Annotated in this window: 15 protein-coding genes; 7 read left to right on the top strand and 8 right to left on the bottom strand. The window is 69.1% G+C overall.

Going from position 1 to position 16,861, the window contains the following annotated elements:
- The first annotated feature begins 97 nt into the window (after nt 1-97).
- Entirely contained in the window at nt 98-913 is an 816-nt protein-coding gene (locus AJAP_RS16980; RefSeq protein ID WP_038512728.1) for a helix-turn-helix domain-containing protein, read from the top strand.
- A 1-nt stretch (nt 914) separates the two neighbouring features.
- Here the strand turns inward: AJAP_RS16980 and AJAP_RS16975 are convergent, their stop codons facing one another.
- A complete protein-coding gene (locus AJAP_RS16975) occupies nt 915-1,481 on the bottom strand; it encodes a hypothetical protein (RefSeq protein ID WP_038512726.1) in 567 nt (188 codons plus the stop codon).
- Between the two features lie 106 nt (nt 1,482-1,587).
- On the opposite strand from AJAP_RS16975, the gene AJAP_RS16970 reads away from it, so the two are divergent.
- The gene (locus AJAP_RS16970; RefSeq protein WP_038512723.1) at nt 1,588-2,565 is read left to right on the top strand and encodes a GlxA family transcriptional regulator; all 978 of its coding nucleotides are present in this window, start codon (nt 1,588-1,590) and stop codon (nt 2,563-2,565) included.
- A 64-nt stretch (nt 2,566-2,629) separates the two neighbouring features.
- Complete coding sequence (locus AJAP_RS16965) at nt 2,630-3,616, top strand: alpha/beta fold hydrolase (RefSeq protein WP_038512720.1); 987 nt, start codon at nt 2,630-2,632, stop codon at nt 3,614-3,616.
- 168 nt (nt 3,617-3,784) lie between these two features.
- Here AJAP_RS16965 and AJAP_RS16960 read toward each other — a convergent pair whose 3' ends face one another.
- Nucleotides 3,785-4,750, bottom strand: a complete 966-nt coding sequence (locus AJAP_RS16960; protein WP_038512717.1) for a DUF6528 family protein — start codon at nt 4,748-4,750, stop codon at nt 3,785-3,787.
- A 76-nt stretch (nt 4,751-4,826) separates the two neighbouring features.
- On the bottom strand, nt 4,827-5,780 hold the full coding sequence (locus AJAP_RS16955; RefSeq protein WP_038512715.1) for an Acg family FMN-binding oxidoreductase: 954 nt from the start codon (nt 5,778-5,780) through the stop codon (nt 4,827-4,829).
- Nucleotides 5,781-5,958: 178 nt separating this feature from the next.
- Between AJAP_RS16955 and AJAP_RS16950 the strand changes: the two genes are divergently transcribed.
- Nucleotides 5,959-6,234, top strand: a complete 276-nt coding sequence (locus AJAP_RS16950) for a dsRBD fold-containing protein (RefSeq protein WP_228694964.1) — start codon at nt 5,959-5,961, stop codon at nt 6,232-6,234.
- Between the two features lie 7 nt (nt 6,235-6,241).
- On the opposite strand, the gene AJAP_RS16945 is transcribed toward AJAP_RS16950, so the two are convergent.
- Entirely contained in the window at nt 6,242-7,981 is a 1,740-nt protein-coding gene (locus AJAP_RS16945; protein WP_038512710.1) for a GAF domain-containing sensor histidine kinase, read from the bottom strand.
- Between the two features lie 129 nt (nt 7,982-8,110).
- Here AJAP_RS16945 and AJAP_RS16940 point away from each other — a divergent pair, with 129 nt between their 5' ends.
- Nucleotides 8,111-9,088, top strand: coding sequence for an Acg family FMN-binding oxidoreductase (locus tag AJAP_RS16940; protein WP_148311521.1), 978 nt, complete (start codon nt 8,111-8,113; stop codon nt 9,086-9,088).
- Nucleotides 9,089-9,185: 97 nt separating this feature from the next.
- Here the strand turns inward: AJAP_RS16940 and AJAP_RS16935 are convergent, their stop codons facing one another.
- Entirely contained in the window at nt 9,186-9,818 is a 633-nt protein-coding gene (locus AJAP_RS16935) for a response regulator (RefSeq protein WP_038523249.1), read from the bottom strand.
- Between the two features lie 188 nt (nt 9,819-10,006).
- Here AJAP_RS16935 and AJAP_RS16930 point away from each other — a divergent pair, with 188 nt between their 5' ends.
- Both AJAP_RS16930 and AJAP_RS16925 read left to right on the top strand, forming a co-directional pair.
- Nucleotides 10,007-10,312, top strand: a complete 306-nt coding sequence (locus AJAP_RS16930; protein ID WP_038512707.1) for an ANTAR domain-containing protein — start codon at nt 10,007-10,009, stop codon at nt 10,310-10,312.
- Between the two features lie 101 nt (nt 10,313-10,413).
- The gene (locus AJAP_RS16925) at nt 10,414-10,788 is read left to right on the top strand and encodes a response regulator (RefSeq protein ID WP_038512704.1); all 375 of its coding nucleotides are present in this window, start codon (nt 10,414-10,416) and stop codon (nt 10,786-10,788) included.
- An 8-nt stretch (nt 10,789-10,796) separates the two neighbouring features.
- On the opposite strand, the gene AJAP_RS16920 is transcribed toward AJAP_RS16925, so the two are convergent.
- From AJAP_RS16920 to AJAP_RS16910, 3 genes are read right to left on the bottom strand one after another with little or no spacing between them, the layout of a single operon-like run.
- On the bottom strand, nt 10,797-15,035 hold the full coding sequence (locus tag AJAP_RS16920) for a HAMP domain-containing protein (protein ID WP_038523247.1): 4,239 nt from the start codon (nt 15,033-15,035) through the stop codon (nt 10,797-10,799).
- 17 nt (nt 15,036-15,052) lie between these two features.
- Complete coding sequence (locus AJAP_RS16915) at nt 15,053-16,132, bottom strand: PAS domain-containing sensor histidine kinase (protein ID WP_051972489.1); 1,080 nt, start codon at nt 16,130-16,132, stop codon at nt 15,053-15,055.
- 32 nt (nt 16,133-16,164) lie between these two features.
- Nucleotides 16,165-16,845: a response regulator gene (locus AJAP_RS16910; protein ID WP_038512697.1), complete on the bottom strand. Its 681-nt coding sequence runs from the start codon at nt 16,843-16,845 to the stop codon at nt 16,165-16,167.
- Between the last annotated feature and the right edge of the window lie 16 nt (nt 16,846-16,861).

Below are 16,861 nucleotides of genomic sequence, written 5' to 3'. Positions count from 1 at the left end.
GGGACGTGGCGAAGGCGTACAGTTCCGGAAATCGTGCGGGCGGGCCCGCCCCGCCCACCACCCCCGATCGAGGGGGATCACCGAGGAGGGTGAGCCGATGCCGGTCGACGACGCCCAGCTGCTCGGCGCGGTCTCGGACCTGCGCCGGGACACCGGCCTGCCGGTCGGTTTCGCCGGGATCGCCGGCACCTCACCGCGGATGCGGCTGACCGCGTTCCTCGGCAACCGGGGCACCGCGCTGAACGGCCTGTCCGTCCGCGCGGGCTGCGGCCTCGGCGGCAAGGCGCTCGCGCTGACCCGGCCGGTGGTCGCCAACGACTACCACCGCGCCACCACGATCAGTCACGACTACGACGAGCCGGTCCGCGACGAGGGGATCCACTCGGTGGTCGCCATCCCGGTGGTCGTGCGCCGTCGCGTCCGCGCCGTGCTCTACGGCGGCCTGCGCGACGAGGCGACCCTTTCCGACCGGACGATCACCGCCGCCCTGCACGCCGCGCGCGATCTCGAACAGACGTTGGCCGTCGAGGACGAGATCGAACAACGGCTGGCCGAGGCACGACCGCTGGCCGAACACCACGAGGAGGCCGCACCGCGGGAACGCCTTCGCGAGGTCTACGCGGAGTTACGGGCGCTCTCCGGCCAGCTCGACGACAGCGTTCTCCGCGACCGCCTCGACGCGGTGTGCGAGAACCTCACCGGCGCCGTTTCCCCCGCGCTACGCCTGGCGCCGCGGGAGCTCGACACGGTCTCGCTCGTCGCGCTCGGGCTGACGAACGCCGAGATCGCGCACCGGCTGGGCCTGACCGCGGAGACGGTCAAGAGCTACCTTCGGGACGCGATGCGCAAACTCGACGCGACCTCGCGGCTGCAGGCCGTCACGCACGCGCGGCGTGCCGGACTGCTCCCCTGACTCAACCTGCGGGAACGGGCGAGACCGAGGAGATGCAGTACTTGTCGCCCGCCTCGCGCCGGACCTCCATCGTCCCGTTGTGGGGCTCAGTCCGGTCCAGGGTGCCGGTCATCGTCACCACGATCAGGTCCGGGCTCGCCGCGCGAGGATCCTTCGCGCTGAGCGACGCGTTGCGGTCGCCGTACTCCTTCGCGGCCTGACGGACCTTGTCCTTGGCGTCCGCACAGGCCGACTCGGCAGCCTTGTCGGGCTCGTCGCCGAATACCGCGAGGATGAACTTGCCCGCCAGCACCGGGCCCCAGTTGAGCTCCAACGGGGTCTGCGTCGCGTCGGCCGAGCTCGAAGACTTGCGGTCGCTCAGCAGGAAGCCGGGTGCGACGAACGCCAGGATCACGAAGACGACCACGACGAGCGCGCCACCGCCGGCGATCAAGCCGATCAGCAGCCCGTTGCCCTTCTTCGGCGGCGGGTATCCCTGCTGCGGGTACTGCTGTTGCGGATATTGCTGTTGTGGGTACTGCTGTTGCGGATGCCACTGCGGCCCTTGCGGTCCCTGCGGATACGACATCGACGGTTCCTTCCCCCGGCCAACCTGGTGCGCGGGGAATCTACCGTCCCCTTCGGACAGTCGAAAACCGGCTCCACCGCAGGTCGGGTCTCCCTAGAATCGACCCATGAGACGGCTGGCCGTAGTGGTCTTCAACGGGGCGTCGCTCGGCGCGATGTCCTTCGCGTTCGGGGTGTTCGAGATGGCTTCGGCCTTCGGGGAGCTACCCGACCTCGACCTCAAGGTCGTCGGCGGTGAACCGGACACCGCCTTGCGAGGCGGCGGCCTGACCGTACCGGTCCCCGAAGACCTCGACGCGGTCCGGAACGCGGACTTGGTGCTGGTCCCCAACTGGCGGTCGCCGATGGAGGATCCGCCGGAAGCGGCGCTGGCGGCGCTCCGCTCGGCGCACGACCGTGGTGCCCGGGTGGCCGGACTGTGCAGCGGAGCCTTCGTGCTGGCCGCCGCCGGGCTGCTCGACGGCCGCCCCGCGACCACGCACTGGGCGATGGCGCCACTGCTCGCGGCCCGCTTCCCCGCCGTCCGCCTCGACGAGTCCGTGCTCTACATCGACGACGGCGACATCCTGACCGCGGGCGGTGGTGCGGCGGGGATGGACCTCGGCCTGCACCTGATCCGCTCCTGGTGCGGCGCGGAGGTGGCGAACCGGCTGGCGAAGGGCATGGTCGTCCCGCCACACCGAGCCGGTGGGCAGGCGCAGTACATCGAATCGCCGATGCCGGAACTCGACGAGGGCGACCCGGTGTCGGAGACGATGGCCTGGGCGCTGACCAGGCTGGACACGGCGCTCCCGGTCGACGAACTCGCCAGGCGGGCGCATATGAGCAGGCGCAACTACGACCGCCGGTTCCGCGAGATCACGGGCGCCGCGCCCGGTACCTGGCTCACGCATCAGCGCGTCATCCGGGCGCAGCAGTTGCTCGAATCCACCGATCTCCCGGTCGACGAGATCGCCAGGTACTGCGGGTTCTCCTCGTCGGCCGCGCTCCGGCCGCATTTCCGCCGCCAGGTCGGGGTCACGCCGGTGTCGTATCGGGAGACGTTCGGGACCAGGCTGGGCGTGCCGGAACCCATGCTGTCTTGAAACTGATCCTGGTTGGCGAAAACACCACTCACGGCGGGCGCCGCGACCGGGCCACGATCAGGACATGACCGAAAACAGCCGTTCCTTCCTCAACCGCCGGTCCATGCTCACCCTCGGCGCGGGGGCCGCGGCCGCGCTGGTGGCCTCGGGTGGCGTCGCCGAGGCGAGCCGGCCCGCCGCCACCGACGCCGAACTCGCGCGGTCGCTGCCCGGTGGCTTCCGCAGCGAGTACGCCCAGGTCAACGGGGTCCGGCTGCATTACGTCGCCGGCGGCCGGGGTGAGCCGCTGATCCTGCTGCCGGGCTGGCCGGAGACCTGGTGGCAGTACCGCAAGGTCATGCCGGAGCTGGCGAAGCGGTATCGCGTGATCGCCGTCGATCTGCGGGGTATGGGCGGCTCGGACAAGCCACAGGGCGGGTACGACAAGAAGACGATGGCCCGCGACATCTTCGAGCTCGTCCGCGCGCTGGGCCACCGGCAGGCGCACATCGCCGGGCACGACATCGGCGCCATGGTCGCGTTCGCCTTCGCCGCCAACCACGCCGACGCCACGAAGACCGTCACGCTCATGGACGTCTCGCACCCCGACGAAAGCCTGTACCAGCTCCCGATGCTGGCCCCACCCGGGCAGCCGGTGAACGTCTGGTGGTTCGCCTTCAACCAGGTCGCGACGCTGCCCGAGCAGCTGCTGACCGGCCGGTCGCGTTTCCTCGTGGACTGGATGTTCGACCACCTGGCGGCCGACCCGGCCTCGATCGGGAGCCGGGACCGGGCGATCTACGCCGCCGCGTACGACCGCCCGGACGCCATCCGCGCCGGGAACGGCTGGTACCAGGCGTTCGGCCAGGACATCGAGGATCAGAAGGCGTACGCGAAGATCACCGCGCCGATGCTGGGGCTGGGCTCGGAGTTCAACTACGACTACCTCGCCGCGGTCCTGCCGTCGAAGGCGGCCGACGTCCGGGTGCGGAAGGTCTCCGGTTCCGGCCACTTCGTCGCCGAGGAGCAGCCGCGGACGGTCATCGACGAATTGCGGACCTTCCTCGGGTGAGGCGTATACCCCGAATGGGTCAACGCCGCGCGCCGAACGACCCGATTCACTCGGTCAGGTGAAAGACGCGGCGAGGCGTCATTCTCGCGGCGAGGGCCCCTCTTCTCTGGTGTGTCGGTACCGGCCGGGCAGCCCCCCGAACGGCCGGTACCGACATGGAAGTTCAGCTCAACCGATCCACCAGCGGGCCTTGTAGATCCACGCGCCGTGCAGCGCCAGCTCGGCGCGTGGAAAGGCCAGCCGGACGGTGTCCGTGCACCAAGTGCACAAGTGGCCCTCCTGCACGGAGGCCGTCAGGATCTGGCCGGTCCGCGGATTCGTCGACACGCTCTTCACATGCGGCCGGTCGATCTCCCGCGCACCCGCGTAGCGCTGGGTGAACCCGCCACTCGTCTTCGAGAACCGGTACACCCCCGCCTCCGTCGTCACCCACAGCAGGTCCGGCCGGTTCGGGACCGGCTGGAGGTCGTGCCCGCCCTTGGTCGGCACCGGGACGGACCGCTGCTCGGTGAGCACCGGAGCGGCGGGCGTCCCGCCGACGCTCAACGCGACGAGCGCGTCGGTGCCCAGGGCCCACAACACGTTCCGTCCGGCGTCCCACACCACGCCGTGCGCCCCCACCAGCCGGTATTCGGCGTAGGTCGTCGAGCGCTGCCCCTGCGAGGCGGTGTAGACCCGCACCCAGCCGCCGGTGCTGGCCGCCACCGCGACGTTCCCGTCCGGCAGCAGTTCGATGCTGTGCGGATTGGCAGGGCCGCCCACGTTCGCGGCCCAGTACGCCCGATCGCCCGCCGGATACGGCACAACGGCCGCGAAACCACCCGACGCCGACGTCAGGAGGTACTTCTCGCCGCCTCGTTCGGCGAGCTTCGCGTCGCTCGGATTGCTCCAAGAGCCGGCCAGATCCGCCAGCCCGTTGGCGGCGTTCGGCGCCCACGCCCAGCTCACCTTCCGCTCTCGCCAGGAGGCCCGGTCGGCGGGCAGGACCAGGATGCGCTTGGACGCCTGTTCGGTGATGACGATCGAGCCGCGATCGCGCCCGGTGGCGTCCGCGTCCGCCACCGCCGGCGCGGACGCCGCGACCGAAAGGCCGGCGATGGCCAGCGCCACCAAGGATTTCCGCATGATCTTCATACCCAGAACCGAACCCGTCCGGGATGACGGGTGGGTGGCGGCGATCGGAAACGTGGATGTCGACGAGGTGACCTGCTCAGAGGCTGGCTTCGGACTGCCGGAACAGCACTTCGCCGAGCGGACGGCGTGCCGTCATCGGAGCTGGGCGGCCGTACCCGAAGCGCAGCACGGCGTGCGGGCGGCCGAGGTCGGCGAAGACCCGGTCCATCGCCGCCCGGGTCTCCGGGGTTTCGAACGGCCTGCCGACGAACGAGGTCGCGAGACCGGCGGCCGTCGCGGTCAGCAGTACCCGCTGCAGCACCATTCCCGCCCGCAGATCCGCGGCGGGCCCGCCGGCTGCGGTGAGGACCGCGCCGAGCACCGGCTCACCGCCTTCGGGTTCGGCGGCGATGAAGGACTCCTGCGCGGGAATGCCGTGCGGCGACGGCGGTCTGGTCGGCGCCTGGACACCGTCCGGCGCGTGGGCCGTCCGCCGCGTCCACAGCGCGACCTCGGCCTGGAACGCGCCGTTGCGCGCCTGCGCGGCCTCGGCCCGGTGCAGTACGCGCGCGACCGCGTTCGCCCGGTCGCCGCGGCCGAACAGTTCCAGCAGCCCGCCTTCCACCAGCGCGGCCGCGCGCAACGTCGTCCGCGCCCAGACCGGCACCGGCCAGTCCGCGAACGGACGGCGGTTCGTGTGACGGCGGAAGACGACTTCGGCCAGCTTCCGTTCCTCCGGCGACGAGAACCGGTCGCCGCCGATCACGAGTTCGGCGAGCAGGTCCGGCCCCTCCGGCTTCGGGACCAGCCGCAGCGAGACGGTCTTGCCGTTGGACCGCAACGAAACGATCAGGTTGAACAACGCCGCGCCGCACGAAAGCCGCGCCTCGCGCGCGTCCGGGTCGGCGATCCGCAGCACCCTGGCTCGATCGAGCCACACCTCGATCCGCCCCTGGTCGACGACGAACCGCCACGGCTGGGTGTTGAGCGGGGACGGCGCACGGACGGCGGCCGCCACCGCCTGGTCGACATGGGTCGGTAACGGGATCATCGTGGGCTCCGAGGGAAGGGGATTGATCCACCATCGGCCGGGGTACCCGGCGACCGCAACGGCCGCCGGTCACGAATTCCGAGGACTTTCGCCCCCGATTCACCCGGGAGCGAGGACTTAGGACCCTGTGCCACGGACGGCCGCGATGAGAGCCTCGATGACCGGAACGGAGCCCACGATGACGGACAAATGGACGATCGACGTGTCCCTGCAGCACGAGCCGTACCGGGTACGCGCGGAAGCATTGCTCCGTCTCGAGGACGGCGGCGAGTTCGTCGGCGTCGGAATCGCGGAGGCCGGGCTGAGAAACGGTCCGACGTCCCAGATCGGTTCCTATCTCGCCGTGACGCGGGCGCTTTCGGACCTCACCGCGGAACTGCTGGAGACCGTCGCCTCCGACGTCGCCCGCTCGATCGAAGTCGACGGGCTCCTCGCCACGCAGTCGACGAACTGAATCCCGGTCAGCGCAAGGGGGCGGACCAGTCGATCCTGGTTCCGCCCCCTTCGCGCGTCTCCGCCCGGAACGTCCCGCCCGCCTTCTCCGCGCGATCACGCAGATTCCGCAGCCCGCCGAAACCACCGGATTCGCCGATCCCGGTGCCGTCGTCGGTGACCACGATCCGCAGGACGTCGTCCTTCACCGCGACGCTCACCGAAACGCCGCTCGCCCGCGCGTGCCGGACCACGTTGCCGACCGTCTCCCGCACCACGGCTTCGGCGTGTTCGGCGAACGGGAGCGGGATCGAGTCGAGTGGCCCGGACAGGCTGACCGTCGGATTCAGTGGCGTGTCGTCGGTCAGTTCGGTGATCGAGTCGTAGAGGCGATGCCGCAGCCGCACCCCCTGCTGGCCCGCCTCGCCGCCGTGGAGGTCGAAGATCGCCGTGCGGATCTCGTGCACGATCTCGTGCATCTGGTCGATGCTCTCGCCGATCCGCCGCCGCAGTTCCGGCGAATCCGCGCGGCGGTGGGTGCTCTGCATGGCGAGACCGACCGCGAACAGCCGCTGGATGACGTGGTCGTGCAGATCCCTGGCGATCCGGTCCCGATCGGCGAGCACGTCGAGTTCCCTGGCGGTGCGCTGTCGCGCGGCCAGCTGGAGCGCGAGCGCGGCCTGGTCGGCGAACGAGGCCACCACCGGCAGCTGGGCGAGCTCGAACGGGACCGCGCCCGGATTCCGCACCGCCATCAGCACCCCGGACGTCCGTTCCCGCGCGCGGAGCGGCACGACGAGCGTCGGGCCGAGCCCGATCTCCCCTTCGGGGCCGAGTACCAGTTCCGGCACGCTGCGCGGGGTCCGGTCGCGGTAGACCGCCCCCGGCAACGACGTGGCGACGCTGATCCGCACCCCGGTCAGCTCCGCCGCCCGCGCGCCCGCGCAGACGGCGATGATGAGCTCGCCGGCCTCGTCCTCGCCGTCCAGGCTGACGTCGAGCCTGCCGGGACCGGGCAATGCCAGCAAGGTGAGATCGGAGCCGGTGAGTTCGAGCGCCCGGCCGGCGATCAGGTTGAGCGCGTCGACGGGGTCGGTGCCGCCCAACAGTTCCGTGGTGACTTCGCTGGTGGCCGCCTGCCACCGCTGGCGGATCCGCGTCTGCTCGTACAGGTGGGCGTTCTCGATCGCTATCCCGGCCGCGGCGGCGAGCGCCTGGACGACCACCTCGTCGTCGTCGGTGAAACTTTCCCCGCGTTTCTCGGTCAGGTAGAGATTCCCGAACACCTCGTCGCGGACCCGGATGGGCACGCCGAGGAACGAGCGCATCGGCGGATGGCACGGCGGGAACCCGACCGACGCGGGATGCCGGGAGATGTCGGCCAGGCGCACCGGTTTCGCCTCGTCGATGACGAAACCCAGCAGGCCGTGACCTTTCGGGAGATGCCCGATCTGTTCCTTCGTTTCGCCGTCGATGCCGTGATAGACGAATTCGGCGAGCGAACCGTCGTCCGCGATCACCCCGAGCGCGCCATAAGTGGCCTCGCCGAGATCGATCGCCGCCTGCACGATCCGGTGCAGCGTCGTGTCCAGCTCCAGCCCCGACGCGACCGCGAGCACCGCTTCGAGCAGGCCGTCCATCTTGTCGCGGGTGCCGATGAGCCGTTCGATGCGGTCCTGGAGATCCCGCAGCACCTCACGAACCTTCAGCTGGGACAGCGCGCCGGTGATCCGGTCGTCGCTTCCGCCCAGCCGGTCATGAGCCGACATCCTGCTCCGCCTCCGAAGATCGGGACGACTCCCGGCCGTGGTGACTTTCTCCTCTTTCGGCCCCGCACCGCGGGCGGGACCGTCTCATCAGACAACCGTATTGCCCGTGGCGCAGCGGCGGGGGAAACCATGACCATACAAGTCACCAGGGTCGGACGTTTGAACTCCGAACAGGTGAATTCCGTGCTCCGGTCGGCCATGCTGGCCCCGTCGACGCACAACACCCAGCCGTGGCTTTTCCGGTGCACCGGCACCGGAATCGAGGTGCACGCCGATCCGCGCCGTATTTTACCCGTCACGGATCCGGACGGACGCGAACTCGTGCTCTCGTGTGGCGCCGCCCTGTTCACCCTCCGGACGGCGATTCACGCACTGGGCTTCCATCCGGCGACGACCCTGATGCCCAGCCGCGCCGATCCCGATCTGCTGGCCGTCGTCCGTCCGCTCGCCGAACGCATGCCCGATCAGAAGGTCGTGCGGCTGGCCCGGGCGATCCCCCGCCGCCGGACCAACCGGCGGCCGTTCCTCTCCAGCGTCGTGCCCAAACCGACGCTCGCCGCGCTCCGCCACGCCACCGAACTCGAACACGCGTGGATGCCGAACCTCGACGCCGAGCAGTGCCGCCTCCTGCACGACCTCACCGCCCGCGCCCGCCGGGCGCAACTCGCCGACCCCGCCTTCCTCGCCGAACTCGGCCGCTGGACCGGACTGGGCGCGAGCACCCGCGACGGTGTGCCGTCCTATGCGATGGACGGCAGCCCCGCCGACGAAAGCTGGCTCCTCGACGAATTCGGCGAAGCGGCCGGTGATCCGCGGCCCGCCCCGCTCGTGGTGGCGATCGGATCGCTGACCGACGACCGGCTCGACCGGCTGCAGGCCGGCCAGGCCCTGCAACGGGTGCTGCTCACCGCGACCGCCTCGGGACTCGACGCGTCGTTCATCTCGCCGCCGATCATGGTCCGCGAGGCCCGTGCCGAACTGCGGCGGATCCTCGGCTGCGGGGTGTGGCCGCAGGTGCTGCTGCGGGTCGGCTACGGCTCGCCGCTGCCGTGGACGCCGCGCCGGCCGCTGGACGACGTGCTGCTCGATACGCTCATTTCCGCTTGAGTGAAGGCGGAACCGGGGCGAAGGCTCCCTTCGCCGCATCAGACGCGGTGAAGGGAGCCTTCAGCCCACTCACGACCAGCTGCATCGCCCGGTTCCATCACTGCCGCCGCAGTTCCGTCGCCAGCACCGCCGCCTGGGTCCGCCGCTGCATCCCGAGTTTCGTCAGCAACCGCGACACGTAGTTCTTCACGGTCTTCTCCGCGAGGAACATCCGTTCGGCGATCTGCCGGTTGGTCAGCCCCTCGCCGATCAGTTCCAGCAGCGTGCGTTCCTGGTCGGAAAGGCCGGCCAGCGGGCCCTTCTTGGCGGCGTCGTCGCGGAACTTCGCCATCAGCGTCGCGGCGGCCCTCGCGTCCAGCAGCGACCGGCCGAGGCCGACCTCCTTGACCGCCGCCACCAGGTCCATGCCGCGGATGTCCTTGATGACATAACCGCTCGCGCCGGCCATGATCGCGTCCAGCATCGCCTGCTCGTCGGTGTAAGACGTGAGCATCAGGCATTTGAGTTCCGGCATCTTGGATCTCAGTTCCCGCGCGAGTTCGACGCCGTTGCCGTCCGGCAGCCGCACGTCGAGCACCGCGACGTCCGGCCGCAGCGCCGGGATCCTCGCCAGCGCTTGGGAAAAGGTCGCGGCCTGCCCGACGACGCACAGTTCGGCCTCCTCTTCGAGCATGTCCGCGACCCCTCGACGGACCACCTCGTGGTCGTCGACCAGAAACACCCGGAGCATTCCGACCTCCACGGTTCCCCCTCCTCGGCTGAGCGTACGGTGCACGGCCGGTCACTGCGACAGGCCAAAGGGCCCTGTTCGGCGCCCGTTCGAGTGGCTGCCGCCGTCCGGACCAGGTTCATTTGCATCATTCGAGTCAGGACGTTCTGTTCTTCCCGGAGCAGTCCCGCCGCTGCGACGATCGCTTCATGTCCGAGACCACGCTTTCGCCTACCCCGGCGCCCGGCTCTCCCGACCCGGCCGACGACCTCGTGGCGATGCGCAACCGCATCCGCTTCTACCGGGCCCGCGCCGAGCAACTCCAGTACGCGCTGGATCACCGGCTTCCCATCGAGCAGGCGAAAGGGATACTGGCCGAGCGCTACCAGATCGACATCGACGCCGCGTTCGAACTGCTGCGTTCGTTCTGCCGCAACAACAACATGAAGATCCACGACGTCGCCAGGACGCTCATCGAGCAGCCGAGCGAAGGCGACCGCCGGATCTCTTGCTGAGTCACGTCATGTTCGGAGGGGGGCCCGCGACCACCACCGGCGCCGCAGACCGCGCGGGCACGGACTGGGTGATGAACCGAACGCCGCCCCCCAGACTTCGGGTGCTCGTCGCGGACGACAACCCGGTCATCGGCGACGCCCTGCGCGCCCTCCTGGACTCCGAGCCGGACATCGAGGTGGTCGCCGTCGCGCTGGACGCCGGCGAAGCGGTCGCGCTCGCCGAGCTGCTGTCCCCCGAGGTCGCCGTGCTCGACGTCCGGATCCCCGGCGGTGGCGGCGCGTGGATGGCGCGGGAGATCCGGCGCCGGGTGCCCCATACGCGGTTGATGGCGTTCTCCGCGCACAGCGACACCCGCTCCATCGCCCAGATGGCGTCCGCGGGCGTCACCGAGTACCTCGTGAAGGGCAGCCCCAACACCGAGATCGTCGCGGCCATCCGCCGCGTCTGCGCGAACAGCGCCAACGGGACCGAGTAGCGAGGCCTTCAGTCCGTGAGCCAGCGTTCCATACAAGCCAGGAGTTCCTCCGCGTTCACGGGTTTGGTCACGTAGTCGCTCGCCCCGGCGGCGAGGCTCTTCTCGCGGTCCCCTTCCATCGCCTTCGCGGTGACGGTGATGATCGGCAGGCCGGCGAACTTCGGCATCTCGCGGATCGCCGCCGTCGTCGCGTGGCCGTCCATCTCCGGCATCATCACGTCCATCAGGATCAGGTCGATCCCGTCGTCGGACAGCAGTTCCTCGATGCCCTTGCGGCCGTTGGGCGCGTGTACGACCGAAAGTCCGTGCAGTTCGAGCATTCCCGAGATCGCGTACACGTTGCGGGCGTCGTCGTCGACGAGCAGGACCTTGCGTCCCTGGAGCCTCGCCGGCCCGGCGGGCGGATCGGACGGCTGGTCCAAGGCGGGCACGGTCTCCACCAGGCTCACCTCGGGCTGGCGCATCAGCGGCAGGATGCCTTCGAGTTCACTGGCCGAGATGTGCAGCATGATCCGCTCCCGCAGCATGTCCAGCGAGGGCAGGAGTTCGACGGGATGCACCCGCGCGTGCCCGTGCAGCAAGCGGTCCTGCGCGGCGCTGAGCTTGCGGGTCGCGTAGGCCAGCACCGGGACTTCGACCGGATCCGGACCGTCGACGAGCCGTTTGAGGAACGTCAAGGCGCTCGTCCCGGGGATGCTGGTGTCGAGTACGACGCAGCGGTAACTGTCGCGTTTCAGTTCCTCGAACGCCTCCGCCGGATCCGACACGGCCCGGACCTGGACCGAGCCGTGGCTGTCCGCGATGTCGGCCGCGACCCCACGGGCGAGCAGGGTCAGCAGGCTGTTCTGCTCGCTCTCCACCACCAGCACCCGTCGTTCCGCGGCGGCGTTGTCCACAGTGGACTCGTCGAGGCTCACGGGCGCGGTGAACCTGGCGACCGGCAGGTAGAGGGTGAACGTGCTGCCGGTCCCCAGGACACTGTCCGCCCGGATCTCGCCGCCGAGCAGGTAGGCGACCTCGCGGCTGATCGACAGGCCGAGCCCGGTGCCGCCGTACTTGCGGCTGGTGGTGCCGTCGGCCTGCTGGAAGGCGCCGAAGATCGAATCGAGGTTCTCCTCGGCGATCCCGATCCCGGTGTCGGTGACGCTGAAGGCCACCAGGGACTCGTGCGAGGGGCCGCCTGACGGCGAAACGATGGTGTCGACCAGCTTGACCCGGAGCTCGACGCTGCCGTCCTCGGTGAACTTGACCGCGTTCGACAGCAGGTTCCGCAGCACCTGCCGCAACCGCTGCTCGTCGGTGAACAGCAGCTCCGGCACGTTGGGTTCGACGGTGACCTGGAAGTCGAGTCCCTTCTCGGCGGTCAGCGGCCGGAAGGTCGTGCCGACGTAGTCGAGCAGCTGGCGCAGCGGGAACGGCTCGTGGTGGATGTCCATCTTGCCCGCCTCGACCTTCGACAGGTCGAGGATGTCGTTGATCAGCTGCAGCAGGTCGGTGCCCGCGGACTGGATCACCTTCGCGAACTCGACCTGTTTGGGCGTCAGGTTCTGGGTCGAGTTCTGCGAGAGCACCCCGGCGAGGATCAGCAGGCTGGTCAACGGGGTCCGGAGTTCGTGCGACATGTTGGCCAGGAACTCCGACTTGTACTTCGACGCCAGCGCGAGCTGCTGCGCGCGTTCCTCGATCTCCTGGCGCGCCTGCTCGATTTCGAAGTTCTTCACCTCGATGTCGCGGTTCTGCCGGGCGAGCAGTTCGGCCTTCTCCTCCAGTTCCGCGTTGGACACCTGCAGTTTCGCCTGCTGCGCTTGAAGCTCCTCGGAGCGGGCCTGCAGTTCTTCGGCGAGCCGCTGGGACTCCTCCAGCAGCGAGTCGGTCCGCGCGTTGGCGATGATCGTGTTGACGTTGACCCCGATGGTCTCCATCAGCTGTTCGAGGAAGTCCTTGCGGACGGCGGTGAACTCGCCGAACGACGCCAGTTCGATGACGCCGAGCACCTGGTCCTCGAAGACGATCGGCAGCACGATCAGGGTGACCGGCGGGGCCGAGCCGAGACTCGACGAGATCTTCACGAAGCCCGGTGGCGTCCGGTCGACCACGATCGGTTTCTTGGTCTGCGCGGCCTGCCCGATCAGCGACTGCCCCATCGCGAAATCCGAGGGCGCGTCCGGGGCCTCGCTGTGCCCGTAGCTGGTGATCAGCCGCAGCCGGGTGCCGCTCTCCCCCGGTTCGGTGAGGAACAACGTGCCGTGCTGGGCGCCGACCAGCGGGGTCAGCTCGTTCATGATGAGCGTGGCCACCACCCGCAGGTCCCGGTGCCCCTGCATCAGGCCGGAGATCCGGGCCAGGTTGGTGTTGAGCCAGTCCTGTTCCTCGTTCGCCCGCGTGGTCTCGCGCAGCGACTGGACCATCGCGTTGATGTTGTCCTTCAGCTCCGCGACCTCGCCCTGCGCCTCGACGGAGATCGAGCGCGTGAGGTCGCCGGTCGCCACCGCGCTGGTCACCTCGGCGATCGCCCTGACCTGCCTGGTCAGGTTCCCGGCGAGCTCGTTGACGTTCTCCGTCAGCCGCTTCCAGGTACCCGAAACGCCTTCGACCTCGGCCTGGCCGCCGAGCCGTCCCTCGCTGCCGACCTCACGGGCGACGCGCGTGACCTCGGCGGCGAACGCGGAAAGCTGGTCGACCATCGTGTTGATGGTGGTCTTGAGCTCCAGGATCTCGCCCCGCGCGTCGACGTCGATCTTGCGGGAGAGGTCTCCCTGCGCGACCGCGGTGGTCACCTGGGCGATGTTCCGCACCTGGCCGGTGAGGTTGTTCGCCATCGAGTTGACGTTGTCGGTGAGGTCCTTCCAGGTCCCGGCGACGTTCGGCACCCTGGCCTGCCCGCCGAGGATGCCCTCGGTGCCGACCTCCCGCGCCACGCGGGTGACCTCGTCCGCGAAGGCCGACAGCGTGTCGACCATCGTGTTGATCGTCTGCGCGAGCGCGGCGACCTCGCCCTTGGCCTCGACGGTGATCTTCTGGGACAGGTCGCCCCTCGCCACCGCGGTCGCCACCTGGGCGATGGACCGCACCTGATCCGTGAGGTTGTCGGCCATGACGTTGACCGACTCGGTCAGGCCCTTCCAGGTACCCGACACACCCTTGACGTCCGCCTGACCACCCAGCCGCCCCTCCGTACCCACCTCACGGGCGACACGAGTGACCTCGTCGGCGAACGACGACAACTGGCCGACCATCGTGTTGATGGTGTCCTTGAGCTCCAGGATCTCGCCCCTCGCGTCGACGCGGATCTTCTGCGAGAGGTCGCCCTTCGCGACCGCGGTGGTGACCTCGGCGATGGACCGCACCTGATCCGTGAGGTTGTCGGCCATGACGTTCACGGACTCGGTCAGGCCCTTCCAAGTGCCCGAGACACCCTTGACGTCCGCCTGACCACCCAGCCGCCCCTCCGTACCCACCTCACGGGCGACACGAGTGACCTCGTCGGCGAACGACGACAACTGATCCACCATCGTGTTGATCGTGTTCTTCAACTCCAGGATCTCGCCCCGCGCGTCGACCGTGATCTTCTGCGACAAGTCACCCTTCGCGACCGCGGTGGTGACCTCGGCGATGGACCGCACCTGATCGGTCAGGTTCCCCGCCATGAAGTTCACCGACGTCGTCAGATCCCGCCACGTGCCGGCGACCCCGGGAACTTCCGCCTGACCGCCCAGCCGCCCCTCGCTGCCGACCTCGCGCGCGACCCGCGTGACCTCGTCGGCGAACGACGACAACTGATCCACCATCGTGTTGATCGTGTTCTTCAGCTCGAGCATCTCGCCTTTGACGTCGACGGTGATCTTCTGCGAAAGGTCACCCTTCGCCACCGCGGTCGCGACCTCGGCGATGTCACGAACTTGGCCCGTGAGGTTGCCCGCCATCGCGTTCACCGAATCGGTGAGGTCCTTCCAGGTCCCCGAAACCGAGGGCACCGCCGCCTGGCCACCGAGCTTCCCGTCGGTCCCCACCTCGCGCGCGACCCGGGTGACCTCGGAGGTGAACAGCGCCAGTTGATCGACCATCCCGTTGAAGACGACCGCCATCTCGTCCATCAGGACGTCGTCCACCTGGGGCAGCCGGGTGCTGAAATCGCCGTCGCGAACGGCTTTCAGCCCCTCCAGCAGCCGCTGCAGGCCTTGGTCGTCGATCGCCCCGCCCACCCGGACCGCTTCTCTCGTTCCGCGCTTGCTTCCCGGTTCCGGCATCGAGGTGCCTCCTTCGTTCATGTCCGCGCGGGTCCGGGAGGGCCCAGCGGAATCCAGAAGGTCACCGAAGTACCTTCGCCCGGCCTGCTGGAGATCCGGAACCAGCCTTGCGCCGCTTCCGCACGTTCACGCATCGACGCCATTCCGATGTGCTCGCCCGACAAGGTCTCGTGCGCGTTCTCGCCGTCCGGTTTCAGCCCGTCGCCGTCGTCGGCGATCTTCACCAGCAGACCGCCGTCCCGTCCCGTCAGCGAGACCACGACGGTGCGGGCGTTCGCGTGTTTACGCACGTTCACCAACGCCTCCTGAAGAATCCGGAAGGCGGTGACGACGAGGTCGGGCGGCGGTGTGACGGCGAGATCGTGCCGCAGGGTGCAGTCGAGCCCCCAGCCGGCGACGACCTCGTCGAGATAGTCGCGGACGGAAGCGACCAGATCCTCGTCGTTCAGCGCGGGCGGGCGCAATTGCGCGACGAGGATCCGCAATCGTCGGATCGCCCCTTGAATCGCTTCGTCGAGTTGCATCAAAGCCGGATCACGCCGTTGTGCGGCGAGCATCTGCAACCGCATGCTCACCGCGATCATCGACTGAATGGAATCGTCGTGAACATCCCACGCGATACGGCGACGTTCTGTTTCCTGTGCGCGGACCAAATGCGCGAAGGCCTGTCGCCGTTCGGTCCTTTCCTCCAGTGTTTTCCGGCGTTCGGTGAGATCACGGGTGACCTTTCCGAAACCGACGAGGCCGCCCTGTTCGTCCCGCAACGCGGTGATCACGGTGTTGGCCCAGAACCGCGACCCGTCACGGCGGACCCGCCAGCCCTCGTCCTCGTGGCTCCCCATCTCCGCGGCGACCAGCAGTTCCGCCGCGGGTTTGCCGTCGGCGACGTCGGCCTCGGTGTAGAAAACGGAGAAATGACGGCCGAGGATCTCGTCCTGGGAGTACCCCTTGATCCGTTCCGCCCCCGGGTTCCAGCTGATCACCCGTCCGTCGGCGTCCAGCAGGTAAATGGCGTAGTCGGCCACGCTGTGCATGAACAACTCGAAGAGCACAGCGCTGCGGTGATCAGGCGTCTGTTCCGATGGCAGCATGGCCATAGTGCAGCTTGGCACTCGGATACGTCTCCCCGCTACGGCCGTTCGAGGAGGCCATTCTTACGTGCGTGCACCACTGCTTCGAGTTTCGAATGGGTCCCGGTCTTCACCAGGATCCGCTGCACGTGATTCCGCACGGTATTCCGCGCCAGTCGCAGTTCTTCGGCGATCCGGTCGGTCCCGGCGCCTTCGGCGATCAACCCCAGCACCTGCCGTTCCCGCAGGGTCAGCACCGGGCCGATCCGGCCCGAACCGCCGCCCAGCATGGCCAGCGCGCCACTGAGCAACTCCGGGTCGATGACCATGTCGCCCGCCGCGATGGTCCTGATCGCGGTGATCAGCTCGTCGAGGAGACCGGATTTCAGCAGCAGCCCGGCCCCGCCGACCTCCAGGATCCTGGCGACGATCGCACTGTTCGCGTCGCCGGTCAGCACCAGCACCCGGCTCGACGGCGAGACCGCGCGGAACCCGGCGATCGCCTCGATCCCGTCGCCGTCCGGGAGCCGCCGGTCGAGGAGCACGATGTCGGGCCGATGTTCCTCCGCCGCGACCATCCCGTGCGCCAGGGACTCCACCGACGCCACCAGGTCGATCTCCGGGAACTCCTCGAAGGCCGCGCCGAGGGCTTCGGCCACCATTTTGTGGTCCTCGACGAGCAGCACCCGGATCGGGGCCGCGGCCGGGGGCATGGGCTGCGGGGAGTTCGGGTTCGGCATGCACCTTCTCCGTCGA

Source organism: Amycolatopsis japonica (assembly GCF_000732925.1).
In the GTDB taxonomy this organism is placed as follows: Bacteria; Actinomycetota; Actinomycetes; order Mycobacteriales; family Pseudonocardiaceae; genus Amycolatopsis; species Amycolatopsis japonica.
This window is presented reverse-complemented; position numbering and strand designations above follow the sequence as displayed.